26 protein-coding genes and 3 pseudogenes are annotated in these 26,041 nt (G+C 62.8%); 10 read left to right on the top strand and 19 right to left on the bottom strand.

What is annotated here, in order from left to right; genetic code table 11:
• Positions 1-46 precede the first annotated feature (46 nt).
• The 4 genes from ABIE20_RS02940 to ABIE20_RS02925 form a co-directional block, all read right to left on the bottom strand.
• A complete protein-coding gene (locus ABIE20_RS02940; RefSeq protein ID WP_429502658.1) occupies positions 47-955 on the bottom strand; it encodes an SDR family oxidoreductase in 909 nt (302 codons plus the stop codon).
• A 129-nt stretch (positions 956-1,084) separates the two neighbouring features.
• On the bottom strand, positions 1,085-1,990 hold the full coding sequence (locus ABIE20_RS02935; protein WP_429502656.1) for an alpha/beta fold hydrolase: 906 nt from the start codon (positions 1,988-1,990) through the stop codon (positions 1,085-1,087).
• Between the two features lie 186 nt (positions 1,991-2,176).
• The gene (locus ABIE20_RS02930) at positions 2,177-2,863 is read right to left on the bottom strand and encodes an LrgB family protein (RefSeq protein WP_429502654.1); all 687 of its coding nucleotides are present in this window, start codon (positions 2,861-2,863) and stop codon (positions 2,177-2,179) included.
• Positions 2,853-3,239 carry a CidA/LrgA family protein gene (locus ABIE20_RS02925; protein ID WP_429502652.1) on the bottom strand — a complete coding sequence of 129 codons (387 nt, stop codon included), beginning with the start codon at positions 3,237-3,239 and terminating at the stop codon, positions 2,853-2,855. The genes ABIE20_RS02930 and ABIE20_RS02925 overlap by 11 nt, the downstream gene beginning before the upstream one ends.
• A 96-nt stretch (positions 3,240-3,335) precedes the next feature.
• On the opposite strand from ABIE20_RS02925, the gene ABIE20_RS02920 reads away from it, so the two are divergent.
• Entirely contained in the window at positions 3,336-4,223 is an 888-nt protein-coding gene (locus ABIE20_RS02920; RefSeq protein ID WP_429502650.1) for a LysR substrate-binding domain-containing protein, read from the top strand.
• On the opposite strand, the gene ABIE20_RS02915 is transcribed toward ABIE20_RS02920, so the two are convergent.
• Positions 4,224-4,679, bottom strand: a complete 456-nt coding sequence (locus ABIE20_RS02915) for a flavodoxin (RefSeq protein ID WP_429502648.1) — start codon at positions 4,677-4,679, stop codon at positions 4,224-4,226. It lies immediately after the preceding gene.
• A 142-nt stretch (positions 4,680-4,821) separates the two neighbouring features.
• Between ABIE20_RS02915 and ABIE20_RS02910 the strand changes: the two genes are divergently transcribed.
• On the top strand, positions 4,822-5,283 hold the full coding sequence (locus ABIE20_RS02910; protein WP_429502646.1) for a PAS domain S-box protein: 462 nt from the start codon (positions 4,822-4,824) through the stop codon (positions 5,281-5,283).
• A 68-nt stretch (positions 5,284-5,351) separates the two neighbouring features.
• Positions 5,352-5,969 (top strand): hypothetical protein, encoded by a 618-nt coding sequence (locus ABIE20_RS02905; protein ID WP_429502645.1) that lies wholly within the window; start codon positions 5,352-5,354, stop codon positions 5,967-5,969.
• On the opposite strand, the gene ABIE20_RS02900 is transcribed toward ABIE20_RS02905, so the two are convergent.
• Positions 5,954-6,904, bottom strand: a complete 951-nt coding sequence (locus tag ABIE20_RS02900; RefSeq protein ID WP_429502643.1) for a MerR family transcriptional regulator — start codon at positions 6,902-6,904, stop codon at positions 5,954-5,956. The two genes, ABIE20_RS02905 and ABIE20_RS02900, sit on opposite strands and share 16 nt — an antisense overlap.
• Before the next feature lie 238 nt (positions 6,905-7,142).
• On the opposite strand from ABIE20_RS02900, the gene ABIE20_RS02895 reads away from it, so the two are divergent.
• The 4 genes from ABIE20_RS02895 to ABIE20_RS02880 are packed head-to-tail and all read left to right on the top strand — an operon-like array spanning position 7,143 to position 9,121.
• Entirely contained in the window at positions 7,143-7,712 is a 570-nt protein-coding gene (locus ABIE20_RS02895; RefSeq protein WP_429502641.1) for an antibiotic biosynthesis monooxygenase, read from the top strand.
• Positions 7,713-7,767: 55 nt separating this feature from the next.
• The gene (gene folM, locus ABIE20_RS02890) at positions 7,768-8,466 is read left to right on the top strand and encodes a dihydromonapterin reductase (RefSeq protein WP_429502639.1); all 699 of its coding nucleotides are present in this window, start codon (positions 7,768-7,770) and stop codon (positions 8,464-8,466) included.
• Between the two features lie 24 nt (positions 8,467-8,490).
• Entirely contained in the window at positions 8,491-8,787 is a 297-nt protein-coding gene (locus tag ABIE20_RS02885; RefSeq protein WP_045196092.1) for a DUF1244 domain-containing protein, read from the top strand.
• Positions 8,780-9,121: a HopJ type III effector protein gene (locus ABIE20_RS02880; protein WP_429502637.1), complete on the top strand. Its 342-nt coding sequence runs from the start codon at positions 8,780-8,782 to the stop codon at positions 9,119-9,121. Before ABIE20_RS02885 ends, ABIE20_RS02880 begins: the two co-directional genes overlap by 8 nt.
• Here the strand turns inward: ABIE20_RS02880 and ABIE20_RS02875 are convergent.
• The 8 genes and pseudogenes from ABIE20_RS02875 to ABIE20_RS02840 all read right to left on the bottom strand — a co-directional run bounded on the left by ABIE20_RS02875 (position 9,105) and on the right by ABIE20_RS02840 (position 18,169).
• Positions 9,105-10,049 carry an alpha/beta hydrolase family protein gene (locus tag ABIE20_RS02875; RefSeq protein ID WP_429502635.1) on the bottom strand — a complete coding sequence of 315 codons (945 nt, stop codon included), beginning with the start codon at positions 10,047-10,049 and terminating at the stop codon, positions 9,105-9,107. The two genes, ABIE20_RS02880 and ABIE20_RS02875, sit on opposite strands and share 17 nt — an antisense overlap.
• Positions 10,050-10,058: 9 nt before the next feature.
• Entirely contained in the window at positions 10,059-10,745 is a 687-nt protein-coding gene (locus ABIE20_RS02870; RefSeq protein WP_429502633.1) for an N-acetyltransferase family protein, read from the bottom strand.
• A 179-nt stretch (positions 10,746-10,924) separates the two neighbouring features.
• Positions 10,925-12,139, bottom strand: coding sequence for an enoyl-ACP reductase FabV (gene fabV, locus ABIE20_RS02865; RefSeq protein ID WP_429502631.1), 1,215 nt, complete (start codon positions 12,137-12,139; stop codon positions 10,925-10,927).
• Between the two features lie 171 nt (positions 12,140-12,310).
• Complete coding sequence (locus tag ABIE20_RS02860) at positions 12,311-13,015, bottom strand: methyl-accepting chemotaxis protein (RefSeq protein ID WP_429503009.1); 705 nt, start codon at positions 13,013-13,015, stop codon at positions 12,311-12,313.
• A gap of 150 nt (positions 13,016-13,165) precedes the next feature.
• Positions 13,166-13,372 (bottom strand): annotated as a pseudogene (locus ABIE20_RS02855) (HAMP domain-containing protein); the annotation flags it as partial.
• A gap of 1,122 nt (positions 13,373-14,494) precedes the next feature.
• Positions 14,495-15,328, bottom strand: a complete 834-nt coding sequence (ampE, locus tag ABIE20_RS02850) for a regulatory signaling modulator protein AmpE (RefSeq protein ID WP_429502629.1) — start codon at positions 15,326-15,328, stop codon at positions 14,495-14,497.
• Entirely contained in the window at positions 15,325-15,891 is a 567-nt protein-coding gene (gene ampD / locus ABIE20_RS02845) for a 1,6-anhydro-N-acetylmuramyl-L-alanine amidase AmpD (protein WP_429502627.1), read from the bottom strand. The genes ampE and ampD overlap by 4 nt, the downstream gene beginning before the upstream one ends.
• A 79-nt stretch (positions 15,892-15,970) precedes the next feature.
• A complete protein-coding gene (locus tag ABIE20_RS02840) occupies positions 15,971-18,169 on the bottom strand; it encodes a DUF1631 domain-containing protein (RefSeq protein ID WP_429502625.1) in 2,199 nt (732 codons plus the stop codon).
• Between the two features lie 253 nt (positions 18,170-18,422).
• Between ABIE20_RS02840 and nadC the strand changes: the two genes are divergently transcribed.
• Positions 18,423-19,271 (top strand): carboxylating nicotinate-nucleotide diphosphorylase, encoded by an 849-nt coding sequence (gene nadC / locus ABIE20_RS02835; RefSeq protein WP_429502623.1) that lies wholly within the window; start codon positions 18,423-18,425, stop codon positions 19,269-19,271.
• 114 nt (positions 19,272-19,385) lie between these two features.
• Here the strand turns inward: nadC and trxB are convergent, their stop codons facing one another.
• Entirely contained in the window at positions 19,386-20,348 is a 963-nt protein-coding gene (trxB, locus tag ABIE20_RS02830) for a thioredoxin-disulfide reductase (RefSeq protein ID WP_429502622.1), read from the bottom strand.
• A 134-nt stretch (positions 20,349-20,482) separates the two neighbouring features.
• The gene (locus tag ABIE20_RS02825; RefSeq protein ID WP_429502620.1) at positions 20,483-21,082 is read right to left on the bottom strand and encodes a peroxiredoxin; all 600 of its coding nucleotides are present in this window, start codon (positions 21,080-21,082) and stop codon (positions 20,483-20,485) included.
• Between the two features lie 270 nt (positions 21,083-21,352).
• Here ABIE20_RS02825 and cysZ point away from each other — a divergent pair, with 270 nt between their 5' ends.
• On the top strand, positions 21,353-22,081 hold the full coding sequence (gene cysZ, locus ABIE20_RS02820; protein ID WP_429502618.1) for a sulfate transporter CysZ: 729 nt from the start codon (positions 21,353-21,355) through the stop codon (positions 22,079-22,081).
• Positions 22,082-22,120: 39 nt separating this feature from the next.
• Here the strand turns inward: cysZ and ABIE20_RS02815 are convergent.
• A pseudogene (locus ABIE20_RS02815) lies at positions 22,121-22,480 on the bottom strand (methyl-accepting chemotaxis protein); the annotation flags it as partial.
• 234 nt (positions 22,481-22,714) lie between these two features.
• Positions 22,715-23,347 (bottom strand): annotated as a pseudogene (locus ABIE20_RS02810) (PAS domain-containing protein); the annotation flags it as partial.
• A 267-nt stretch (positions 23,348-23,614) separates the two neighbouring features.
• Here ABIE20_RS02810 and ABIE20_RS02805 point away from each other — a divergent pair.
• Positions 23,615-24,832, top strand: coding sequence for a glycosyltransferase family 4 protein (locus ABIE20_RS02805; RefSeq protein WP_429502616.1), 1,218 nt, complete (start codon positions 23,615-23,617; stop codon positions 24,830-24,832).
• Here the strand turns inward: ABIE20_RS02805 and ABIE20_RS02800 are convergent.
• A complete protein-coding gene (locus ABIE20_RS02800; protein ID WP_429502614.1) occupies positions 24,801-25,904 on the bottom strand; it encodes an NADH:flavin oxidoreductase in 1,104 nt (367 codons plus the stop codon). The two genes, ABIE20_RS02805 and ABIE20_RS02800, sit on opposite strands and share 32 nt — an antisense overlap.
• Positions 25,905-26,041 lie beyond the last annotated feature (137 nt).

Here is a 26,041-nt window from a genome sequence, read left to right as displayed (position 1 = left end):
TCCAGCATAGGCAACTTGAGCCGGCGACCACAACCTTGGGCCAGGTTCAGCCCTGTGGATACTTCTGCAGGTTGGCCATCATCTGCTGCAGGGCCTCGAGACTGTCTTTGGGATGTACGGCATTGTCGAAGCTGCCGATTTGCTGCCAGTTGGCAGCGATATCTTCAGGCGAAAAGCCTTCGCGCGGATCGAAGCCGACACCCAGGCTACGCTCCCAGCGCACCTTGCCGACCCAGCCGCCGCCGACTTCATACAGGCCGCCACTGTCCTCGCAGGCGTCACTGCCCAGGTACACCACCAGCGGACTGACCAGCTCAGGCTTGAGCTGTTCGAACACTTGCTGCGGAATCAGCCCTTCGGTCATGCGCGTGCCGCCGGTGGGGGCGATGGCGTTGACCAGGATGCCGTGCTTGCGCCCTTCGATGGCCAGGGTGCGGGTCAGGCCGTACAGGCCGAGCTTGGCCGCGCCATAGTTGGCCTGGCCGAAGTTGCCATAGATACCCGAGGTCGAGGCGGTGAAGATCACCCGCCCCCAGTTCTGCTCGCGCAGGTGCGGCCAGGCGGCGCGGGTGACTTTGTAGGCCCCTTCGAGGTGGACCTGATAGACCTGCTCCCAGTCGCTGTCGTCCATCTTTTGGAAGGTCTTGTCGCGCAGGATGCCGGCATTGTTGATGACAATATCGACGCGACCGAAGCTGTCCAGGGCCTGCTCGACAATGTGCCGGCCATCGGTGACCGAGTCATGGTTGGCCACGGCCGTGCCGCCCGCTTCACGAATCTGAGCCACCACCCGGTCGGCGGCCGAAGCGCTGGCGCCTTCACCATGGGTCGAACCACCCAGGTCGTTGACCACTACCCGGGCGCCGTGCCGGGCAAACAGCAGGGCATGGGCGCGACCCAGGCCGCCGCCGGCACCGGTGACAATCACCACTTTATCGTCCAAGCGAATCGTCATGCTCAGTTCTCCAGCAAAACAAGGGAGGGATGCCCGAGTGTCGGCCAGCCGCGGCTGGCACACAATCAAGCGGGCAGGCGCTGAATGGCAGGCGATAAGGCCAGTCGATGATTGCGCGCGCCGGGTCGCTCAGGACCAGGCGACTTTCTGCGGCACACTCACCAGGGGTTGTTCGCGAAACGCCAGGTAATGGCGCAGCACCTGTACCGGTGCTTCGGTGTGCGGGTAATGCCCGATGCCCTGGAGCATTACGGTATCGGCATTGGGTACCAGCTCCTGGTAACGCTCAAGCATATGCGCTCCGGAAACCGGATCGACCGCACCGTTGATCAACCGCAGCGGCACCCCTTCACCCTGCAGGGCACCAACCCAGCGCTCGCGGTGAGCAACCCGTTCGGGAAGGTAGGTGATCAGCTTGTGCAGGATGCGCGTACCGCGGTTTGAGGCAATCAGGCTCCAGTAATCGTCCAGCGCGCTTTCGCTGGGGTGGGTACAAGGGCCGTAGATCTGGGTGACGTTTCGCACCAGGTCATCGCGCCCGAACGAACGCCCGACCAGCCAGCCCAGGCGGCTGAGCAGCAGCTTCTGGATCAGCAGCGGCCGGTGGCACTCGGGGAACAGGCCGCCATTGAGAAACACGCAACTGGCGATTTGCGCCCGGCCCTCATGGTGACGGGCGAGCAATTCCTGGGCGACGCTGCCACCGTAGTCATGGCCGAGCAGATGCACCGGCTGCTCGACCTGCAGGTGCGCCAGCAGCGCCTGTTGCAAGTCGGCCTGCTCCAGCAGGCTGTATTCGTGGTGCAGCGGTTTGGCCGAGTCGCCAAAGCCGAGCATGTCACAGGCAATTACCCGGAAGCGCTGGGCCAGCGGGGCCCACAGGTAATGCCAATCCCAGCTGGCAGTGGGAAAGCCATGAATGAGCAGTAGCGGTTCGCCCTGCCCTGCGGTCCAGTAACGAATGGCCTGGCCACGGAACGAGAAATTCAGGCCCCGGGTCCGCCAGACGCACAATGGAATCTCGGCCAAAGGCATCACAGTGGTCCCGGTAAGTTACAGGTGGTCGTGTTGGGCAAGGCATCGGCTGCGATCATTGCAATCACCTCGGCACATTCGTGTGCTCTATTGATCGACAGTCTAGTCAGGCAGGCCCTGCCCGAGAGTTGCGTTGGCAGCCAGCTTATTGACCCTTGGAGTCAGCGCGCAAAATAGCGAGGTAAATCACAGCAGCAAGGTCAGTAATGGCGCGGCAAACAGATTGAGCAGGCCGGTGAGGACCATGACCAGGCCGGCCACCGAGCCCTCTTCGCCGCCCACTTCATGCGCGCGGCTGACGCCCGCACCATGGGCGCCAACGCCGAACAGCGCGCCACGGGCCAGCGGTGTACGCAGCGGCAGGTACTTGAGCAGCACGCCACCGAACATCGCCCCGAGCACCCCGGTAAACATCACGAATACCGCAGTCAGCTCCGGTACGCCGCCCAGATCCTTGGCCAGCGGCATGGCAAAGGGCGTGGTGATCGAGCGCGGCACCAGCGACAGGCTCACCGAGTTGTCCAGTGCCAACAGGTGCGCCAGGCCCCAGGAACTGCCGATCGACGCCGCACTGCCGACCAGCATGCCCAGCGTGAGGGCTGGCCAGTGGCGTGCCAGCAAGGCGCGCTGTTGCCATATCGGCACGGCAAAAGCCACGGTGACCGGGCCCAGCACCGACATCAGCCAGTGGGTATTACGCGCGTATTCGGCGTAGGCCGTGTGCAGCGGCACGGCAATCGCCAGCAGCACCGCCGGCACCAGGATCAACGGCGATAGCAGGTAGCGCCCGGTGCGCCGGTACAACCAGCGGCTGCCCAGGTAGGCCAGCAAGGTCAGGGCCAGCCAGAACAGCGGCATCGGCTCAAGCGTCATGGCGCAGCCTCCAGCGGCAGATCCACTCCACCGTCACTGCCGTCACCACCATCACCAGCAAGGTACTGACGCCAATCACCAGCAAGATCCGCCAGCCTTCATCGCGCAGCAGGCTGCCGTAGTCGAGCAGGCTCATCAGTGCCGGAATGAAGAACAGCAGCATCTCGGCCATCAGTACCCCGGCACCGAGCTGCAACATGGCCGGTTTGAGCACGCCCAAAGCGAACAGCAGCAACAGCAGCGCCAAGCCGATTACGCCGCCGGGGATCGGCCAGGCCAACCAGGTGGCGAGCAGGCCACCCACCTTATAAAGAGCAAGCAACACCGCAAGCTCGGCGAGCAAGCGGATAAATCGGGTTAACGCAGGGGGGTTCATCGCGGGGGTCCTCTGAGGCCTGTATTTTAAAAGCCTGCTCCCCACGCCAAAAGCGAATTGTTAGACTGCCAGCTATTCCAGACTGGAATTCAAACGATGGAATTCAAACAACTACGCAGCTTTCTTGAAGTGGTGCACCGTGGCGGCTTTACCCAGGCCGCGCAAACCCTGCACATCAGCCAGTCGGCGGTGAGCAAGCAGGTCGCGCAACTGGAGCAGGACCTGGGCGTGCCGCTGCTGGAACGTCAGGGTTCGCACCTGCACCTGACCGCCGCCGGCAAGATCGTGCTGGAACGCGGCGAAGCCATGTTGCGCCTGCACCAGGAGCTACTGAGCGAACTGGATGACCTGAGCCAGCTCGCCCGCGGCGAACTGCGCCTTGGCCTGCCGCTGCTGGGCAGTGATGCGCTGTTCGCACGATTGTTCGCCGAGTACCGGCAACGCTACCCGAACATCAGCATTCAACTGTTCGAAGGCGGCAGTCGCAGTGTCGAGCAGGCCGTACTTAGTGGTGAACTGGAACTGGGCGGCAGCCTGACGCCCAGCGACCCGACCTTTGCCTACCAGCCGTTTTGCAACGAGCCCCTCGATGCCCTGCTGCCCACTGACCACCCATTGGCCGCTGCCGGCCAGGTCAGCCTTGCGCAACTGGCTGATACTCCGTTCCTGCTTTATCAGCGCAGCTTCGTGCTCAATGACCGGTTGCTCGGCGCTTGCCAGCAGTTGGGCTTCACCCCCAGGGAAGGCGGGCGCAGCGGCCAGGCCGACTTTCTCGCCGCGCTGGTGGCGGCAGGCCAGGGGGTGGTGCTGTTGCCCAGTGTGGTGGCCCGCGGCCTGGAACGACCGGGGGTAGTGCGCCTGGCCCTGAGCGAGCCGACCGACCTGCGCTGGGACATCGCCTTCATCTGGCGCCAGGGCGCCTACCTGTCGCGCGCCGCCCAGGCCTGGCTGCAGCTGCTGCGCGAGCAGCCACAGCCGCAATGATCAGCCGCGCAGCTTTTCGGCCAGCTCGGCAAGCCACGGCTCGGCGTCGGTTTCCGGGGTAACGGTTTCGCTGGCATCCAGGCGCAGCATCGGCTGTACCTCTACCAGGCCCAACTCGACAAACAGCTCACGCAGTTGCTCGCCGCCGCCGCAGTAGGTATCGCCGTAACTGGAATCGCCCAGGCCAATCACCGCGCCCTTGAGCCCGCGCCACTCGGCTGGCAGCACATCGCGAATGGCACTGAACAGCGGCATGAGGTTATCCGGCAGCTCGCCCATGCCGGTGGTCGAGGTCACGGCGAGGAACGCCTGCGGGGCAAAGCCCTGGATATCCTGCAGGGTTGCCCGGTTGGCGTGCCAGGCCTCGAAACCCGCCTCTTTGAGCAATTTCTCGGCATGCCGAGCGACTTCTTCAGCGGTGCCATAGACCGAACCGGAAAGGATCACGACTTTCATAGAGATTTCCGAAACTGAGTAAAAACGTAGGATACTAGCATCAGGCACTGGCAAAAGGCCTTAATCTGCCGCTGTACAGCGACGGCCAATCCACTAGAATCAGCCAGCATGCCCGATCTACAGCCCTTGCGGACCTAACAAGATGATCAATGCCACACTTCTTCAGCGCATGATTGACGCCTCCAACGACGGGATCGTGGTGGCCGAACAGGAAGGCGACGACGACACCATCCTGATCTACGTTAACCCGGCCTTCGAGCGCCTGACCGGCTATGACGCCAACGACATCCTCTACCGCGACTGCCGCTTCCTGCAGAACGACGATCGCGACCAGGGCGCCCGGGCATTGATTCGCCAGGCGATCGAGGACGGCCTGCCGAGCCGGGAAATCCTGCGCAACTACCGCAAGGACGGCAGCGCGTTCTGGAACGAGCTGTCGATTACCCCGGTGCTCAACGAGGCCGACAAGCGCAAGTATTTCATCGGCATCCAGAAGGACGTCAGCCGTCAGGTCGAAGCTGAACAACGGGTCGTCGAGCTGGAGCGTCAACTGGCCGAAGCCCGGGCGCGCATCGCGGCGCTGGAAGCCGACCAACGGTCTTAACAAACACGCCGTTTGGTTGTCCATGACGGTGAAGAAACGCATTCACGATTGTAACTTCGAGTTCGACCATGCAAGCAGATGCCCTTCTGACCCAGGATGAGCTGGACTTCATCCGGTCCATGCAGCACGCGACCCAGCCCATCCCGGCTGAACCGGCGTCGCGCCTGATGGTCAATGGCGGCAGCGAAATCAAGAACCTGCTGACCCGGTTGATCGCCGACGAACAGGTGACCCTGCAAGCCCAGTTCAACAACCAGCAGATGACCTTCCCGCTGCAACTGGTCGAAGACGAGTTCCATGCCCTGCACCTGCAACTGGGTGCGCCGAACATCTACGAAGAAGGCGCCGTGGTTCGCCCCTGGCGCCTGACCCTGGAGCAACCGGTGGCCCTGGAAGACGAGCTGGGCCTGAGCACAGGCTTGTGGGTGCGGGAAATCTCGTTCAAGGGTGTGCTGCTGGAAGTGCGCGAGCTGCCCGAACCACCGAAACACTTCGACCTCTGGTTCAGCCCCGACGGCGATGCCCCCATCGCCCTGCACGGCACCCTGCAACGGCGCACCGGCGAACGCCTGGCGGCCTATAACCTGAGCCAGAGCCTGCCGGCTGAAATCGAACGGTTACGCGAGTACATCCTTCAGGCACACCGCCGCGCCCATCCCGAGTTGCACCCTCAAGAATCCAGGTGACCGGCCAGGTACTGCTGCAGCCGCCGGCGCATCAATCGCCCCTCGCTGCCCAGGCACGCCACTTGCGAGCCCATCAGGCTGTCCTGAGCCAGGTCCGCCGCTTCACCCGCCAGCAATAACGGACACTCCAGTGCCAGCGCCAGGCGCGCCAGGCGCTTGGGCAAGTCAGTGGCCGGTGGATGATTGGAAAACAGCACCAGGGCATGCGGTGTCATGCGTTCGCAGACCAGGCCCAGCTCTTCCAGGGGCTGGCCGAGGCCGAGCACGCTGATGGCGATTTCACTGGTGCCGAGCAACAGTGCCGCCACCAGCAACTCAAGCTCGCGGCACTGGCCGGGAATTGCCGCCAGCAGCACACGCACTTCCTGCTGCTCACGCGCCAGTTGCAAACGCTGCAATACCCGCCCGCGCAGGAAACTGTCGAGAAACAGCCACTCACTGGCCTGCCCGAAGGCTTCGTGGGTACTGCGCAGCTCCTGCCAGACCGGCATGAGAATGTCCTGGAACACCACCAGCTGTGGATAACTGCTGAACACCTGGCCGTACACCCGCTCCAGGCGGCGCTCGTCGAATGCCCTCACGGCCTGGCGCACCTGCGCTTGCCACTGGTTGAAGTCGGCCTGGGATTCGTCGCTACGCTGGGGCTGGCTTTCGGCCTTGAGGTTCTGGCTCTTGGCCAGGATGCGCCCGACCTTGCTGACAGCGACCCCGCGCTCGATCCAGCCGAGGATGCTGCGTACCTCGTCGATATCGGCCTGTGAATACAAGCGGTGCCCACTTTCGGTGCGCGTCGGCTGAATCAGCCCATACCGGCGCTCCCAGGCACGCAGGGTGACCGGGTTGATACCGGTCATGCGCGACACTTCGCGGATCGGGAACAGTTCTTCGTGGTCCAACTCACGGGTATTCAATGAAGGCTGGTCTGGTTCGATCATTGCCGGGAAACCGCGGGTTTATGGGCCAATTGCCATTCTACTCCGCCTATCACCGGCAGGACCATTGGCATTTCTAACAGGTCGCCGACCACCAGCACTGACGAGTCAGATTATTTAAGGAATAATCCGCGCCCGATTCTTGCATCGATTCTTGCACAGAAGCGAATACCGCCCAGCACCCCGGGCGGCGTTCAAGGGGCAGGCCTACCCGCCACGCCCAGTTGCCAGGAGATATACCATGTCTACCCCACCCGTAACCCTGATGGTTACCCGCCGCGTCGCCGATGGTCGCTACCAGGACCTGATGGCCTGGCTGCACGAAGGCGAACAGCTGGCCACCGACTTTCCCGGTTACCTGGGTTCGGGCGTGCTCGCCCCGCCGCCGCAAGGCAACGAATTCCAGATCATCTTCCGCTTCACCAATGAACAGACCATGCACGCCTGGGAGCATTCGGCCTCGCGCAAGGCCTGGCTGGCTCGAGGCAACGGCCTGTTTGCCGAGCCGTCGGAACAGCGGGTCAGCGGCCTAGAAGGCTGGTTCGGCAGCAACCCGGTGCAGCGCCCGCCGCGCTGGAAACAGGCGGTGGCGATCTGGCTGGCGTTCTTTCCGGTGTCGCTGCTGTTCAATCTGCTGTTCGGTCATTGGCTGGGCGCGCTGGAGCTGGTGCCGCGCATCCTTCTCAGCACCCTGGGCCTGACGCCGTTGATGGTGTATTTCTTTATACCGCTGTCCACCCGCCTGCTGGCCAGCTGGCTGAACGCCAGCCCAGCCCGCCCGGGGCCGCAGGGCGCGCGCAATCCCGCCTAGTTCGGGTATGCTGGGGGTTATCCAAGCGAACCAGTAAAAGTTGACCGCCCCCACCATGAACAGCCCAATTCTTGTTACCGGAGCCAGCCAGCGAGTCGGGCTGGCGCTGGCCCTGAACCTGGCGCAGGCCGGCCATACCGTGGTCAGCGCCAGCCGCAGCAAAAGCCCCGAGGCCGAGCACCCGAACATCATTCAGTTCCAGGCCGACCTGTGCCGGGAAGACGACCGTCTGGCCCTGATCGAGCACCTGCAAGGCAACTACGACGGCTTGCGGGCGATCGTGCACAACGCCTCGTTGTGGCTCGACGATGACCTGGCCAACCTCAACACCATGTTCAAGCTGCACGTCGAGGCGCCTTACCACCTGAACCTGGCCCTCGGCGCACAACTGGCCAAAGTCGACAAAGCCGACATCATCCATATCTGCGACGAGACCTCTTCGCGCGGCAGCGGCAGCCATATCGGCTATGCCGCCACCAAGGCGGCCTTGCAGAACATGGTGCTGTCGTTCGCCGCCAAGTACGCACCGAATATCCGCGTCAACGCGATCCTGCCGGGCTTGCTGATCCTCAAGGAAAACAGCGACGAGGCCTACCGCCAGCAAACCCTGAAAAAGGCCCTGCTGGAATTTGAACCTGGTGCCCAGCCGCTGATCGACGCCGTGCGCTTCTTGCTCGACAGCCAGTACAGCACCGGCAGCAACCTGGTCATCAACGGTGGCCGCCACCTGAAAAACCGCATCGCGGTAGACTGAACTACCGCTGTCACGAGAACGTCCATGAACGATCAACAGAAACTCGAACTTGAAGCCGCCGCCTTTCGCCGCCTGGTTGCCCACCTGGACAGCCGCAAGGACGTGCAGAACATCGACCTGATGAACCTCGCCGGCTTCTGCCGCAATTGCCTGTCCAAATGGTACAAGGCCGCCGCCGACGAAAAGCAGATCGAGCTGAGCATGGATGAGGCCCGCGAAGTGGTCTACGGCATGCCTTACGCCGAATGGAAATCCCTTTATCAGCAAGAAGCCAGCGCCGAACAACAAGCGGCGTTCGCCAAAGGAAAGCCCAATGACTGATCTGAACACCCTGCGCGCCAGCCTGACATCCGGCGAACATGCCTTCGCCGACACCCTGGCCTTCATCGCCGCCAACTACAGCTACCAGCCACAAGCCTTCACCAACGGCGGCGTCGACAACGCAGCCGGGCAGAACGAAGGTTCGTGCAAGACCCTGGGTTTGGCCCTGCTTGAAGGCCTGAGCGATGAAGAAGCCCTGTTGGCGTTCGGCGAGCACTACCGCTCGGTACTGGCCACCCCGCAAGGCAGTGACCACAGCAACATCCGCGCCCTGATCGCGCACGGCCTGGCTGGGGTCAAGTTCGCCGAGCAGCCGCTCAAGCGTCTGGTCTGATCAAGCGCCCCGGCGTGCCTTCGGCCAGTTGCCCGTGCTGCAGCCAGTGCAGGGCAATTGGCCACAGCCGAGTCTGGAAGCGGCTGTGGAAAAAGGCGAAATGACCGATCCGGGCCTCGTCGATATCCCCCGGGGCGATGCGCAGATGGCTGCGTTCACTGGCCTCGAAATACCCCAGTAAACGCTCGATGGCGGCCACCGTACCGAACGGGTCATCGCTCAGGCTGATGGCCAGGGTTTGCGCCCTGACCCGGGCGAAGGGCAACTCACTCAGTGCCTGGCCACTGGGTCGCTGCTCATAAGCGCCTGTGCGCGTGCTCCAGTCCTGTACCACTCCGGCCGGTGTGTCTTCCAGCCAGCCCAGGCGCTTGCCGGGAAAGTAACCAAATACCCGCGTCAGCAACGGCATCAGCACATGCCATTTGCCGAACAGTTGCCAGCGACTGTCGGCGGCATAGTCGCGCCAGTAGGCAAACTGCGCGCCTACCGTCACCAGCCGGCGCAGTTGATCGGCCGACGGCGCCAGCCCCGCCGCGCAGCCACCAAAACTGTGCCCGACCACATCGATGGGCTGGCCGGGAAACTCGCGCTGGGCGCGTTGCAGGATGGCTTCGAAATCCAGTGCGCCCCAGTCGGTCCAGGACGCCTGGAAATGGCGCAGGGATGCCGGACGCGATTCGCCGATGCCGCGATAGTCATAGGTGATGACATCCAGGCCATGGCCGAACAGGTATTGGGCAAACCGGGCGTAATAACTGCAGCGCACCGAGGTGGCGGCGTTGATGATCACCAGCGCGCGCGTGGCGTCCGGCACTTGCTGGCGCCAGCAGAAACCGCCGAGCGAGTAACCGTCGGCGGTGATTTCACGAAAGGCTTCACCGCTGTTGCTGGCAACGGGCAAAGCCGGGAATGCTTCGAGACTGCTCATCGACCTCTGTCATGCCGACGCCGCTACCTGCGGTGCAGGGACCTTGCGCAAGCCGCTCAGTCGCGACCCATCGTAACGGCTTTCGCGGAACAGGCGCCAGCGTCCGAACAAGCCATACACATGCATCACTCGGCCCTGCTCGTGATAGCCCATGCGCAAGTGCAGCTTGAGCGCGGGGATATTGTGGGACTCGCAGACATCCACCACCGTATCGCAGCCCTTGGCGCGCATGGTTTCCCACAGGCTGATCTGGGCATCCACCGACAGCCGGGAGCCAAAGAAGGCGGGGGTCATTTCCCCCCCGAACTCAAAGAATTCACCGGGCTTCACCGGGAAGGTGCAGCCATAGTAATGCCGGTCGTGATAGTCACGCATGCTGGCGAAGATGAACGCTACGGCATCGCCCTGCTCATCCAGGTACATGTGCCCGGTGTGGCCTTCGGCGGCCAGCTCACGCATGGTCTGCACACGGTTGCCGAAATAGCGGGCAAAGGCGTCGGCGTTGTCCTCGGTGATCTCGACCAGGCGTACCGGGGGATGCTCGCGCTGGTTGTGCGGCGGTACCGGGCTGACCAGGTCGCGCTCCATCCACAGCAACTCCCAATGGAAGTAGATGTAACGCTCACACAGGGTTTTAAGGACCTTTTGCAGACCCTTTTGCCTGATCCGCTCTTTTAGTTTTTGCAGTCCACTCATGGTGCCTCCTGTCGAAACCTTGACGGTTTAAAGGGCATTTGAATGAGTGGTATAGATCAGCGCCGAGGAGGGGGTAGCAAATGGCCACTGAGATACTTGTTACAAAATGCTTCTAAATTTAACTGCTGTTACCGCACCCCGGTAAAACGGGTGCGGTAACAAGTGCTTACAAAATTCTCTTAGAGCTCGATGCAGTCGAACCGTACGTCGGTAGCGACATCGGCGTTGTAGTCAACATCCTGACGCTCGAAACCGAACAGGTTGAGGAACTGCTTCTTGTAACCGGCGTAGTCGGTGATTTCGAACAGGTTCTCGGTGGTCACCTGCGGCCACAGGGCCTTGCAGGCATCCTGTACGTCGTCACGCAACTCCCAGTCGTCCAGGCGCAGGCGGCCTTTCTCATCCAGCTGCGCCGGGGCACCGTCAGCACGGTACATGCGGTCACGGAACATGCGGTCCAGTTGGTCCTGGGTACCTTCGTGAACGCCCTTCTCCTGCATGATTTTGAAGACCATCGACAGGTACAGCGGCATCACCGGAATGGCCGAGCTGGCCTGGGTCACCACCGACTTGAGCACGGCCACGTTGGCGCTGCCACCCACTTTGCCGCTCAGGCGCTCGGCCGTCTCGTCCAGATCCTGCTTGGCCTTGCCCAGGGCGCCGTGCCAGTAGATCGGCCAGGTGATCTCGGTACCGATGTAGCTGAAGGCCACGGTGCGCGCTTGTGGCGCCAGAACACCGGCTTTGCTCAGGGCGTCGATCCACAGCTCCCAGTCCTGGCCCCCCATGACGGTGACGGTGTCGGCAATTTCCTGCTCGCTGGCAGGCTCGATGGACGCCTCGATGATGGTGTCCTTGTTGGTGTCGATAGCGGTCGACTTATACGGCTGGCCGATTGGCTTGAGCGCCGAACGGACCAATTCGCCTGCGCGCTCGCCAGCCGAAGCAGGCAGCTTGCGCACCGGCGAGGCCAGCGAATAGATCACCAGGTCGACCTGGCCGCCCATTTCGTTCTTGATCAGTTCGATGACCTTGGCCCGCGCTTCGTCAGAGAAGGCGTCACCGTTGATCGACTTGCTGTACAGGCCGTCGGCCTTGGCGAACTTGTCGAAAGCGGCAGCGTTGTACCAGCCCGCAGTGCCGGCCTTGGTTTCGGTGCCCGGTTTTTCGAAGAACACGCCCAGGGTATCGGCCTTGAAACCGAACGCAGCGGTGATACGCGCCGCCAGGCCGTAGCCGCTGGAAGCACCAATCACCAGTACCTTTTTCGGACCATCCTCGCGCACGCCCAGTTTGCGGGTGGCTTCGATCTGATCACGTACGTTCAGCTCGCAACCGGTCGGGTGCGTAGTGGTGCAGATAAAACCGCGGACTTTGGGATGGATGATGGCCAATGTCTGTACCTCGTCAGTGAATTTGCTGAGGGAGCCGAATCGCGTGGACTCAAGGTTCCGTTTGCTGTGAGGGTGAGACTACACCCGCAGCGTTGCCGACACATCCGGCTCCCTGGAATCCTGCAGGGCGCTACTTTGTCACAGCGCGGAAAACTTCAGCAACCGCTGATCTCAGACCCGGAACGCACCGATCAGACGCTTGAGCTCCAGCACCTGGGTCGACAGTTGGCGGCTGGCGTCCTCGGTCTGGTGTGCGCCCTGGGTGGTGTTATCCGCCGCCCGGTTGATCTCGACGATGTTCTGGTCGATGTCATGAGCCACCGCCGTCTGCTGCTCCACCGCGGCGGCAATCTGCTGGTTCTGGTCGACGATGCTGCCGATGGCACCGAGGATATTCTCCAGCGCCTGCTGCACCTGCTGCGACTCGCCGACCGTACCCGAGGCCATCTGATGGCTGCTGTCCATGGCCTTGACTGCAGCCCCTACCCCGCCCTGCAGGCGCGAAATCATTTGCTCGATTTCTTCGGTGGAGTGCTGGGTGCGCTTGGCCAACGTGCGCACTTCATCGGCCACCACGGCAAAGCCCCGGCCCTGCTCACCCGCCCGGGCCGCCTCGATGGCGGCGTTGAGGGCCAGCAGGTTGGTCTGCTCGGCAATGCTCTTGATCACCTCCAGCACCCGGCTGATGGCCTGACTGTCACTGGCCAACTGGTTGATCACCGCCACCGACTGATCGATCTCGCCGGCAAGGCGGGCGATATTGCCTTGCTGGGTTTGCACCAGGCCACGGCCGCTGACGGTTTCCTGATTGACACTATGGGCGCTGTTGACCGCCGCCGCAGCGCTGCGCGCCACCTCCTGGGCGGTGGCTGACATCTGGTTCATGGCCGTGGCCACCTGCTCGATCTGCCCGCGCTGGCCGCTGACCGCCTGGTTGCTGCGTGCCGACACCGCATGCACCTGCTCGGCCTGGCGCTCGACCTGGGCGACGGTGTGGCCGACTTGTTCGATCAGGTCATGGATCCGCCGAACGGTGCCGTTGAATACCTGGCCCAACTCGCCCAGCTCATCACGGCTGCTGGCCTGGAAGTTCACCGTCATATCACCGGCGGCGACCTTGTCCATCACTGCGCCGAGGCTCTTGAGGGTATTGCGGGTCGAGGCGTAAAAGCCGCTGTAGAGGTAGACAATCAGCAGGAACACCGCGGCCAGTGCGCAAACCTGCAGGATCATGTGCGAACGGTGTTCAGCCAGGCGTTGCTCCAGCTGGTGGCCAAGGAACTCGCCAATGGCGGTGTTGAGCGTGTAGGTCTGCTGCATCAAGCCGCTGATCTGCTGGAAGAACCCCGGCCACGGCTTGTCGAGCGTATCGGCCACTACCACCTGTTCTTCGATCAGCTCGCTGGCCTGCTTGAGCGATGCCTGGCTGCTGCTGGCCAGGCTGCCGAGCCTGACCTGCGCGCCCGGCTCGGTGGCCAGTGCCTCATCCAGGCGGATGGCATAATCAGCGCCGAGCTTTTCCAGCTTCTGCAGCAGGTCATCGAAACGCGCACTGGAAGCCGAATTGACGAAGCCCTGGCCCAGCGAATAAGCGCCAATCGCTCGCCCTTCGCCGAGGGTTTGCGTCACTTGCGGGGTGACCGTGGTCATCAGTTCGCTGAGCTGGCGAATCGCCGAATCGCTGTCCTGGCTGAGCCCGGCCTGGCTGGCAACTACCTTGCTGAGCACTTGGGCCTGGCCCAGCAGCTTGTCGAAAAACGCCACTTTACTGGACAGCGAAGACTCACCCTGGGCCGCCTTGAGGGTCGCGAGCATCTCGCTGCGCTTGTCGTCGAAGACCTTGGCCTGAGCCTCGTCGCTGGTCATTGCAGTCAAGCCAGACAGCCGGTTCTGCACCTGTTGCTCGACACTGGCGATCTGCACCTCGACATCCTCGGCCTTGCCCGACTGACCGAGCACGGCGTTGATCTGCACCAGGTTACCGAGGGTTTCAACCTCGCCGCGCAAGGCCAGGCTGTTGCCCAGCAGCTCCAGGCTCTGCAGCTCGGTGCGAGTGGCGTGGAACTGCGCATAGGAATCTCGCACCAGATAGTAGTTGGTCACCAGCATGGGCAGGAAAAACAGAATACTGATCAGGCTGAACTTCATGCCGAAGCTCAGTCGGTTCATCAGCGCGATGGCCGGATACAACAGGCTCTTCACAGGTGGCGCCCTCCGATTCTTATTGTTCTGCACACAGTGGCACAAGGCCACTGAATGTATTCAGCAGCACCTGTATAGCGCATATCGGATCGGGGGTTTGTAACTTAAGGTTAACCGGCAGCGGAGCGACCAACGGCCGCTGCGCAACCGGCTTCAGCCAAGGACTGTCCACAGGGCGAAACAGGCGTACCAGAGCACTGCCGAGCGCAGCAGCAACTCCCACAGATTATCCAGCCCGAGCAGGCCATCGGGGCCGGCCGACGTGCTGGCCGGCAAATCACCGGCTACACGACCAACTGCGCTGATCAGGCCGGCGGCACTGATATGCCAGTTGAGCAGCTCGTGCAGCATCACCCGGCTGACCGCCACGAAGTTGCCGACCAGGGCAAAACTCACGCCCAGCACACGCACCGGAGCCCAGTCGAAGGCGTGGCGCAACTGCAGGGCATGATCGCGCAATGCGGGTGTCCGAGCATGTTCGCCAGCCAGGGCCAACAACCGGTACGCCAGGGCGGCCGCCGGGCCGAGCAGGAAGTACCAGAAAATCACCGCAAAAAAGCTTTGATAGGCCTGCCACAACAAGTTGCCCTGCACCCGTTCCAGCAATGCCTGGGCATCGTCGGCGGTCAAGCCCAGGTCGCGCTCGGCCACATGCACCGCCGCCTGTTCGTCGCCGCGCCGCCAGGCATCGCGAAACGGCCCTTGCGCCGCCTTGATGTCGCCGCGACCGAGGCTGTAGATCAGCACCAGCAGGTGCACCGGCAAGGCCAGCAAGCCGTAGGCAACCGGCTCCAGCACATGCAGCAGCAAGGCCAGCAGGGCCACCGGCAGCAGCACCAGAATGGTCAGCACCCACCAGGGATGACGCCTGCCGTCACGCTCAAGGCGTGCAAGCTCGGTGACAAAAAAACCGTCGCGTTGCAGACGCTGACGCAGGGCTGAGAACTTCTCGAACCACAGCACCAGCAACAACACCAGAAAACTCATGCTTCGCTCTCCTTGTCCTTGAGGCCTGCGCGGTAGCGCGGCCAGTCAAAAGCACCGCCGGGGTCGGTCTTGCGTCCCGGGGCAATATCGCTGTGGCCCTGAATCCGTTCAGTGCCGATGGCTGGCCAGGCAGCCTGAATCTGCCGGGTCAGTGCTTGCAGCGCCTGGTACTGGGCATCGGTGAAAGGCAGCTCGTCGGTGCCTTCGAGCTCGATGCCGATGGAAAAATCGTTGCACGCCTCGCGCCCCTCGAAACTGGACACACCGGCATGCCAGGCGCGGTCCAGACAGGAGACAAACTGCGTGACCTTGCCGTCACGTTCGATAAGAAAGTGCGCCGACACGCGCAGGTGCTGGATGCCTTCGAAATACGGGTGTTCACTGGCATCCAGGCGGTTCTGGAAGAACTCCTGGACCTTGCCGGTACCGAATTGCGCCGGTGGCAGGCTGATATTGTGGATAACCAGCAGGGAGATGACTTCACCCTCGGCGCGGGCATTGCAGTTGGGTGAAGGACAATGGCGGACGCCGGCGAACCAGCCAGTAGCGCGGTCCAGTTGCATAGAAAATCCTGAGACACGGGGGCACCGGCTCAGTATGCCCCGTGGTGACGCGGGATGCATCGTTAAAACGCGCAGGAACCTAGCGTGCCTGCGCCTGGCGCAACTGGCTGAGCACCGAGTCCAGGGCCCGGTCGAACAACAGGGTGTCGTCCAGCTGGCGTACATGGCCGCGGCGCAAGGCCACCGCCAGGGCCATGCGCGACCATTCGCGGACCTTGAGGCCGGTGCGATTGACGAAAATGAAGCGATCGGTGCTGTCGATCTGGGCGATCAGCTTGCAGCGCTGCACTTCGTCTTCATCGAGCAATTCGACCCAGGCGCCGATGCGCAGGCGCTCAACCTGCAGCAGCGCCGGGTCGTCATCGGCCAGGCGTACCTGGGCCGCTTGCGGATCGCCGGCCTCAGGCGCGCGCAGGACGATTTCATCGAGCACAAGCACCCGCTCGCTGGCATCGTTGTGGCTCACCCGGCCGCCCACCACCGGCGTGTCAAACAGCTGCACATGCAAAGCCTCGAGCTGGGCAAAGAATTCGCTGGTGGCAAACGGATCGAAGGCGGCGCTGGCCAGGCCGTCGCGCAAGGCCTTGAGCAGGCCCGGCACAAGCTCCAGCAGGCGCAAGCGCGCAGAGTCTTCAGTGTGTGGCTGCACGCTCCAGATCAGCTCGTCCATGGTCTCCAGGGCTTGGAGCCACTGGCTGGAAGTGTCGCCATGCTTGAGGCAGGCCAGCAACAGCACCTGGCTCCAGGCCTCTTCGAGCAAACGCACCACCACCCGCGGCAACGAGCGGCCAAGCAGGCGCCGGTTGAGTTCCTGCTGAACCCGCTGACGGGCCAGGGCAGTGCGTGCACGGCCTTCTTCGGCGTCGCGGGTGCGTTGTTCGAGCAGTTCGTTGCGACGGCGCTCATCACTGCTGAAGGCAAGAAACTCAACAAGCAGTTCTGAGAAGATCGCCGGGTCGTCGACAAAGTCGCTGAGCAGGCGCTGGACGATTTTTTCCACCCGCAGGTACAGGCTGTCGCGCTGGCAATCATCGCTGGTGCCCCAGCCCATCGCCGCCGAGGCGATCTCGTTGAGCAGGCGTCGGGCCGGGTGGCTGCTGCGGCTGAAAAAGCTCTTGTCGAGGACCGCGACCTTGAGCATCGGGATCTGCATGCGCCCGATCAGGGCGCGCAACGTGCGCGGCAGGTTGCGGTCGGCAAGAATGAATTCGAAGAGCATGGCGATGAGGTTGATCACATCTTCGTCGACCACCTCGATCTTGCGGTAGGTGCCGCTCTTGACGCTGACCCGGGTCAGCAGTTGTTCAAGCTGCTGGTGCAGGTCGAAATCGTCGGTCTGCGGGGTGGGCGGTACGTAGTGCTGCAGGTGCGAAAGCAGCCGCAACAGGTCACGGGTACTGATCGCCTGCACCTGCTCGCACGCCTCAAGGCGCGGGGCAACCCGCCCGCGCACCGGCGACAACAGGGCCTGCAACGAGGCAAACACCGCCTGGCCGTTGGCATCCAGCGCGTCATTGGCCGGCTCGTTATCGGCTGCGCTGGCGGCAGCCTCGCGTTCTGTCTGCGGGCGGTCCTGGGCTCGACGGCGCGGCACGGCCTTGAGCTCGGGCAGCACGCCGGTGGCAATCAGCAACTGGTTGGCTTCCCCGTACAACTGATCGGCGTCGTGCAGCACATAGCGCTCGAACAGCTTGAGAATGATCAGCTTGACCTTGATCCCCACGCCCAGGCTGCGCCCGGCACGCAGGAAGTAATCGCAAAGCATTGCCGGGCCCAGCGGGTTGCGCGGATCGTCCAGGGCCTGGCCGACCAGGGCGCTGAAACGCAAGGTCAGCTGGTTGAGGGCGATGCCGTCACGGGCCAGCACCCGCGCGACCATCGCATCCAGCGCCACGGTGCGCTCCAGTTCGTCATTGGCCACCAGCGCCAGGCGGTCGTAGCCAGGGCCATGCAGGGCCGGCAGGGAATCGGGCTGGCCGATCTGCACAAAGGCTTCATAGAAGTGGTCAAGATAGCCGCGCTCGATGTTCTTGCGCTTGAGGCGCAGGTCGCGCATGGCTTCGAAAAGGATGTTCTGTTGGACGTTGTTGGTGGCCTTGTCGGCCATCTCGAACAGGGTGTCGTCGGCGTTGTCGAACAACGCCTGCAGGCCCTGGCGCAGTTGTAGCGCGGCCTTGTCACGTACCTGCAGAAGCACTACCGGCAGACGAGCGAGGGGCGCGCTGTGCGCCTGATCGGTGATGGCCTTGATCGGCACCACCTTCCCGTCGTTGTGCATCCTGGTCTCCTTACAGGTTCGATTTTGAGCTTTTTAGCGGTCGTCAAAGCTATGACGCCAAATACAAGGCGCATTATCGAGTAAAAATCTTTCACTCGCCAGTGCGCGCATGCCGCTGCTGATAGACCGGCGTCCGGGCGAAAAGCTCATCTGGCCTGACCAAAGGTCAAGCTTTGGCCGCCGCTGCAGTGTTTGCTGCAAGCGCGGGCTGCCCTGCCCTATAATCGCCAGCACTTAGCTTGTGGAGCCCGCCATGCCGAATTTACGCCTCGCCGACCTGACCGCCGAAATCGAAGCCAACGTGCGCCGTGCGTTGCTTGAAGACATCGGCAGTGGCGATATCACCGCCCAGCTGATCCCGGCCGAACGCCTGGCCAAGGCCACCATCATTACCCGCGATGACTGCGTGATTGCCGGCACGGCCTGGGTAGACGCGGTATTCCGCCAGCTCGACCCACGGGTAGCGGTGCACTGGCAGGTCAAGGATGGCGAGCGCGCCAGCGCCAACCAGGTGCTGTTCCACCTCGAAGGCCCGGCCCGCTCCCTGCTCAGCGGCGAGCGCTCGGCGCTGAACTTCCTGCAGATGCTTTCGGGCGTTGCCAGCCACGCGCAGTTCCTTGCCGACAAGGTTGCCGACACCCAGGTCAAGCTGCTCGACACCCGCAAGACCCTGCCCGGCCTGCGCCTGGCGCAGAAGTACGCCGTCACCTGCGGCGGCTGCCATAACCACCGCATCGGTCTCTACGACGCCTTCCTGATCAAGGAAAACCACATAGCCGCCAGCGGTGGCATCGCCGCAGCCATCACCGCCGCGCACCGCATTGCCCCGGGCAAGCCGGTGGAGATCGAGGTCGAAAGCCTGAGTGAATTGAAAGAAGCGCTGGATGCCGGCGCCGACATCATCATGCTCGACGAATTGAGCCTGGACGACATGCGCGAAGCGGTGCGCCTGAATGCCGGCAAGGCCAAGCTTGAGGCCAGTGGCGGGGTGACTGAAAGAACCTTGCGGGTAATCGCTGAAACGGGCGTGGACTACATCTCGATCGGGGCGATGACCAAGGATGTGAAAGCGGTGGACCTGTCCATGCGCCTGAGCCTCTGAGGCAGATTGCAGACACAAAAAAACCGGCCATCAGGCCGGTTTTTTGTTAGCTCACAAGATCAACTGTGGGAGCTGGCCTTGCCAGCGATCGAGCGCAGAGCGCTCGCGCAATCCTCAGAGCGCTGCGTTCTGCAGCCCATCCAGGTAACGCTCGACATCCAGAGCCGCCATGCAGCCGGCACCGGCCGAGGTGATGGCCTGGCGGTACACGTGGTCAGCCACGTCACCGGCAGCGAACACACCTTCAACGTTGGTCGCAGTGGCATTGCCGTCACGGCCGCCATTGACCACCAGGTAGCCGTCCTTCAAGGTCAGCTGGCCTTCGAACAGCGAGGTGTTCGGGGTGTGACCGATGGCGATGAACACGCCGTCGACCTTGATTTCGTCGAAGCTGCCGTCGTTGTTCTTCAGGCGCGCACCGGTGACGCCCATGTCGTCGCCCAGCACTTCGTCCAGGGTGGCGTTGAGCTTGAGCTCGATCTTGCCTTCGGCCACGCGGGCGTTGAGCTTGTCGATCAGGATCTTCTCGGCGCGGAAGGTCTCGCGGCGGTGGACCAGGGTGACCTTGCTGGCGATGTTGGCCAGGTACAGGGCTTCCTCGACGGCGGTGTTGCCACCACCGACCACAGCGACCGGCTTGTTGCGGTAGAAGAAACCGTCGCAGGTCGCGCAGGCGGAAACGCCCTTGCCCATGAACGCTTCTTCCGATGGCAGGCCCAGGTAGCGAGCGCTGGCGCCGGTGGCGATGATCAGTGCGTCGCAGGTGTAGGTAGCGCTGTCGCCCTTGAGGGTGAACGGCTTGCTGGCCAGGTCAACGGCGTTGATGTGATCGAACACCACTTCGGTCTCGAAGCGCTCGGCGTGTTCCTGCATGCGTTGCATCAGCGCCGGGCCGGTCAGGCCGTGGGCGTCGCCCGGCCAGTTGTCGACTTCGGTGGTGGTGGTCAGCTGGCCGCCGGCCTGCATGCCGGTGATCAGCAGCGGCTTGAGGTTGGCGCGCGCGGCATAGACCGCAGCGCTGTAACCGGCAGGGCCGGAACCGAGGATGATCACTCGCGAATGGCGTACTTCAGACATGTCACACTCCTGTCGAGCTGGCGCTCAGTGGCCAGCCTCTTTAGCCGGGATCGCCGGCTGGAATAAAAAAGAACCCGCGAAGCACTTGGGGAAGGCTTTTGGCCGCAGGTCCTGAAAAGCGTTAACGGGCAGCCTTACAGGCTGGCGGCGTTCTCGGCCAGGTAGTCGGCAACGCCCTGGGCGTCAGCCTTCATGCCTTTCTGGCCTTTGCGCCAGCCAGCCGGGCAGACTTCACCGTGTTGTTCGGTGAACTGCAGGGCTTCGACCAGGCGGATCATCTCGTCGACTTCACGGCCCAGCGGCAGGTTGTTGACCACCTGGTGCTGGACAACGCCTTGCTGGTCGATCAGGAACGAGGCACGCAGGGCCACGCCGTCATCGTGCTCGATGCCATAGGCACGGGTGATCTCGTGCTTGACGTCGGCAACCATGGTGAACTCGACCGCGCCGATACCGCCCTTCTCGACCGGCGTGCTGCGCCAGGCGTGGTGGGTGAACTGCGAGTCGATGGAGACGCCGACTACTTCCACACCCAGCTCGCGGAACTTGTCCATACGATTGTTGTGGGCAATGATTTCCGACGGGCAGACAAAGGTGAAGTCCAGCGGCCAGAAGAACAGCACGACATATTTGCCGCGCAGGGAAGAAAGCTTGAAGCTGTCGACGATCGAACCGTCGCCCAGCACTGCCGCCGCATCGAAATCAGGGGCTTGCTTGTTGACCAGAATGCTCATGGAAACTCCTTGAAAGTCAGAATTCGAAGGCGTTGAAAAGATGTGCGCACTTTAGCGAGGTGGCAGAGATTAAGGAAATATCCTTAGACAATCCACCTTATAGGCCGGCTCTATTCATCAGCAAAGGCGCGCGCGGTTTATCTATGAAGCCCGGTATAGATGCTGCCGAGGTTTTGTTACAGCCCGTTTCTCGCTCTGCGCCGCGCTTTCGCCCGCCGCGCAAACTCGGTAAGGTCAGCGCGTTTGCCTTTACCCGGAGCCTTCCCTTATATGCAAGCCCCTGTCCTCTCTGGCCCACAGTACCTGCGTGAAGGGCTGAAACTGGTCCTGAGCCCGAGCCTGCGCCTGTTCGTGTTGCTGCCACTGGCAGTCAACCTGCTGCTGTTCGTCGGCCTGATCTACTTCGCCGGCCATCAGTTCAGCCTCTGGGTCGACACACTGATGCCCAGCCTGCCGAGCTGGCTGAGCTTCCTCAACTATGTGCTGTGGCCGCTGTTCGTGGTGCTGGTGGGGCTGATGGTGTTCTTCACCTTCACCATGCTGGCCAACATCATTGCCGCGCCGTTCAATGGATTCCTGGCGGAAAAGGTCGAAGTGGTGGTGCGCGGCACCGATGATTTCCCGGCCTTCAGCTGGGCCGAACTCACCGCCATGGTGCCCCGCACCCTCGGCCGCGAGGCGCGCAAGCTGGGCTACTTCCTGCCACGGGCGATCGGCCTGTTCATCCTGTCGCTGATCCCGGTGGTGAACATCGTTGCCGCGCCGCTATGGCTGCTGTTCGGTATCTGGATGATGGCCATCCAGTACATCGACTACCCAGCCGACAACCACAAGATGAGCTGGCAGGACATGCTCGCCTGGCTTCGCGAAAAGCGCTGGCAGAGCCTGGGCTTTGGCGGCTCGGTGTACCTGGTGTTGCTGGTGCCGTTCCTCAACATCCTGATGATGCCGGCAGCGGTAGCTGGCGCCACGCTGTTCTGGGTGCGCGAACGCAAGTGAGCTGGCGCCGCGTAGCCACCCGGCTACGCGGCACGTCCATCAGCTCGACAGCTGGTTGGAGAACTGCCCGACCGCATTGACCACCTTCTGCGCACCGTCCTGAATCTCGACAATCACCGTGCCGGTCTGCCCGGCCAGTGACAGGCCCTGCTCGGCCTGGCGCTTGCTGCTGTCGATGATGTCCACCGCCGCCTTGGCCAGCTGTTCGTTCTGCTGCACCACCCGGGCGATTTCCTCGGTGGCGGTGCTGGTACGCGAGGCCAGTTGCCGGACCTCGTCGGCGACCACGGCAAAGCCACGGCCCTGTTCGCCGGCACGCGCAGCCTCGATGGCGGCGTTGAGGGCCAGCAAGTTGGTCTGCCCGGCAATGTCGCTGATGGTCTTGATGATCGAGCCAATCACCTGCGACTGCTTGTCCAGCGCCTCGATGCCTTCGGCGGCTTCCTGCATGTAGGTTTCCAGGCCGCGCATGACGTCAACGGTCTGGGTCACCACCTCGGTGGCCTTGCGCGCACAGGCGTCGGTTTCCAGCGAAGTGGTGTAGGCGATATCCGCAGCCTGGGCGACGGCTACTTCCTGATTGACCTGATCGGTGATCACCGTGGCGAACTTGACCACTTTGTAGAGCACGTCATGGGCATCGATAATCGGGTTGTACGACGCTTCCAGCCACACCACGCGGCCATGGGCATCGATACGCTTGAAGCGTTCGGCGACGAATTCACCACGGCGCAGCTTGTCCCAGAACGCGTGATAGCCGACCGAGTTGTACTCTTCCGGCTCGCAAAACAGGCGGTGATGCTTGCCCACAACCTGATCAAGCTTGTAGCCCATGGTTTGCAGGAAACGCTCGTTGGCCGTCAGCACCTCGCCGTTGAGGTTGAACTCGATCACCGCTGTGGAGCGCATCAGCGCCTTGATCAGGCTCTCGTGCTCGCGGGAGGTTTCGATGGTGCGGGTCAGGTCGCTGGAGTGCAGGGTGAAATACTTGATGCGCCCTTCGCTGTTTTTAACCGGCTGAAGAATCGAGCGCAACCAGGCCTCTTCGCCGTTGCCACGCAGCAGACGCACGGCACCATTGAGGTGCTCGCCGCGGGTGATGGCTTGCTTCATGCGCTGGTAAAAATCGAGCTGCTTGACGTGGGCGGGGACGATTTCTTCGATGTTGCGGCCAATCAGTTGATGGCTGCTGTAGAGCATCTCTTTTTCGAAGTTGCTGTTGACCGATTCGATGCGCCCTTGCGGGTCGAGCTGTAGCACCAGCATCTCACTGTCGAGGCTGCACTTAACTTGCTCCACGGATTGCAATTCTTCACGCAGCCGGAGGATTTCTTGCTTGAGTTTGCTGTTGAACATGACGCTCTCCCGGAGCGAAATCAGTCATTCGAATGCTTCTGCATCGGCTGCCTGACCTGCAATCTTGAGTCGCTCGCTGGGAAATATTTATACGCCGGAAATCGCCAGTAATCAGGCGTCATCGATCTGTCATTTTGCGGTCACAGCGTGGCAATCCGCACGGTCGACACTGGGTTCATGAGCACACCGTCCCTGCATGTCACCCTGATCAGCGAAACCTTCCCACCGGAAATCAACGGCGTGGCCAATACCCTTGGCCGCCTCAGCGATGGCTTGTGCTCACGCGGCCATCGGGTCGAACTGGTGCGCCCCCGGCAGGCAGCCGAACAGCCTTCGGCCAGCGACGACAACCTGCTGCTGTGCCGCGGCTGGCCGTTGCCGGGGTATCCGGGTTTGCAATGGGGCCAGGTGTCGATGCACAAGCTGATGCGGCGCTGGCGCCGGCAACGCCCGGACGTGCTGTACATCGCCACTGAAGGCCCGCTGGGCCTGAGCGCCCTGCGCGCGGCGCGGCGCCTGGGGATCGCAGTGGTCAGCGGTTTTCATACCAACTTCCAGCAGTACTCCAGCGAGTACGGCCTGGGCCTGCTGGCACGCCTGCTGACCCACTACCTGCGTTGGTTCCACCGACGCACCCACACCACCCTGGTACCCAGCCTCAGCCAGCGCCTGGAGCTGGAACGACGCGGTTTCGACAACCTCAGCCTGATGGCCCGCGGGGTCGACAGCCAGTTGTTCAACCCGGCGCGGCGTAGCCAGGCGCTGCGTGAGCAATGGGGGGTGGGCGCCGATGATATTGCCCTGCTGCATGTCGGACGCCTGGCCGCCGAGAAGAACCTCGGTTTGCTGCAACCTTGCCTGGCGGCCCTGCAACAGCAGTACCCGCAGCGGCGCATCAAATTGATCGTGGTCGGTGACGGACCTCAACGCGCCATGCTGGAACAACGTCTGCCCGGCGCGGTGTTCTGCGGTGCCCAGCGTGGTGAAAGCCTGGCGCAGCACTTCGCCTCCGGGGATATCTTCCTGTTCCCCAGCCTGACCGAGACGTTCGGTAATGTGGTACTTGAAGCGCTGGCATCAGGGCTGGGCGTCGTTGCCTATGACGAAGCAGCAGCGGCCCAGCACATTCGCCACGGCCACAGTGGCGCGCTGGCCATGCCGGGGGATGAAGCGGCGTTCATCGATGCCGCCTGCTGGTTGCTGGAAGAGCCAGAAACCCTGCGCCGGGTGCGTCTCAATGCCCGCCAGCATGCCAGCCGCCAGGGCTGGCCGGCGATTGTCGAGCAATTCGAAGCGCACCTGCAGGCAGCCTGTCGCCAGGGCCAAGGCAGCGTTGCGCGCCCGGCCCCGGCGGCACTTGCGATCAAACCAGGGTCGTCAACGCCTCACGGCTGAACGGCAGAATGTCCTGTTCGCGGCCATCGCGCACCTTGGCGGCCCACTCAGGGTCGACCAGCAGCGCCCGGCCGACCGCCACCAGGTCGAACTCGTCGTTGTTCAGGCGTTTGAGCAGGTTCTCAAGGCTGGCCGGTTGCGCCACCTTGTCGGTCGCTACCATGAACTGCAGGAACTCGCCATCCAGGCCGACGCTGCCGACAGTGATGGTCGGCTTGCCAGTGAGCTGGCGGGTCCAGCCGGCCAGGTTGAGGTCCGAGCCGTCGAATTCCGGCTCCCAGAAGCGCCGGGTCGAGCAGTGGAAGATATCCACACCGGCCTCCACCAGCGGCTGCAGGAACGCGCCGAGGGCTTCGGCGCTGTGCACAAGGCGGGCGCTGTAGTCCTGCTGCTTCCACTGCGAAAAACGGAAAATGATCGGGAAGTCCGGGCCCACCGCAGCGCGCACCGCCTGGATCAGCTCGATGGCAAAACGCGAACGGCCGGCCAGGTCGCCGCCGTACTCATCCGTGCGCTGATTGCTGGCCTCCCAGAAGAACTGGTCGATCAGGTAACCATGGGCACCGTGGATCTCGATACCATCCATACCGATAGCCTGGGCATCACGAGCGGCCTGGGCGAACGCCTCGATCACGTCACGGACATCGGCCTTGCTCATGCCATGCACCACAACCTGGCCGTCCTTGAGCTTCTCGCTCGGGCCACAACCCGGCACGCTGGCGTCCGGCTCGGTGCCAAGGCGGCGCACGCTGCCCACGTGCCAGAGCTGCGGCACGATGCGCCCGCCTTCAGCATGTACAGCGTCGACGACGTTCTTCCAGCCGGCCAGGGCATCTTCACCGTAAAAGCGCGGCACGTTCGGGTAGCCGTTGGCCGCTTTATGACCGACAGTGGTGCCTTCGCTGATGATCAGCCCAACGCCTGCCGCGGCGCGGCGGCGGTAGTACTCGACCACTTGCGCATGAGGTACGCCGCCAGGGCAGAAAGTACGGGTCATCGGCGCCATGACCACACGGCTTGGCAGCTCGAGGGCGCCCAGTTGGAAGGGAGTGAACAGTGCGGTGGCGGACATGAGGCGCTCCTGGGAATGGGGAATGCGCCTGAGGATAGGGGGAGCCGTTCGGGTGGCCCAGTACTATTGATCTGGGTGATTGAACAGCATCGCGGGGCAAGCCCGCTCCTACAGAAGTGTAAGAGCGGGCTTGCCCC

The sequence above is a fragment of the Pseudomonas sp. 2835 genome, assembly GCF_050435905.1.
Classification (GTDB): Bacteria; Pseudomonadota; Gammaproteobacteria; order Pseudomonadales; family Pseudomonadaceae; genus Aquipseudomonas.
The sequence above is the reverse complement of the archived record's forward strand: the minus strand, read 5'-3'. Positions and strand labels throughout refer to the sequence as shown.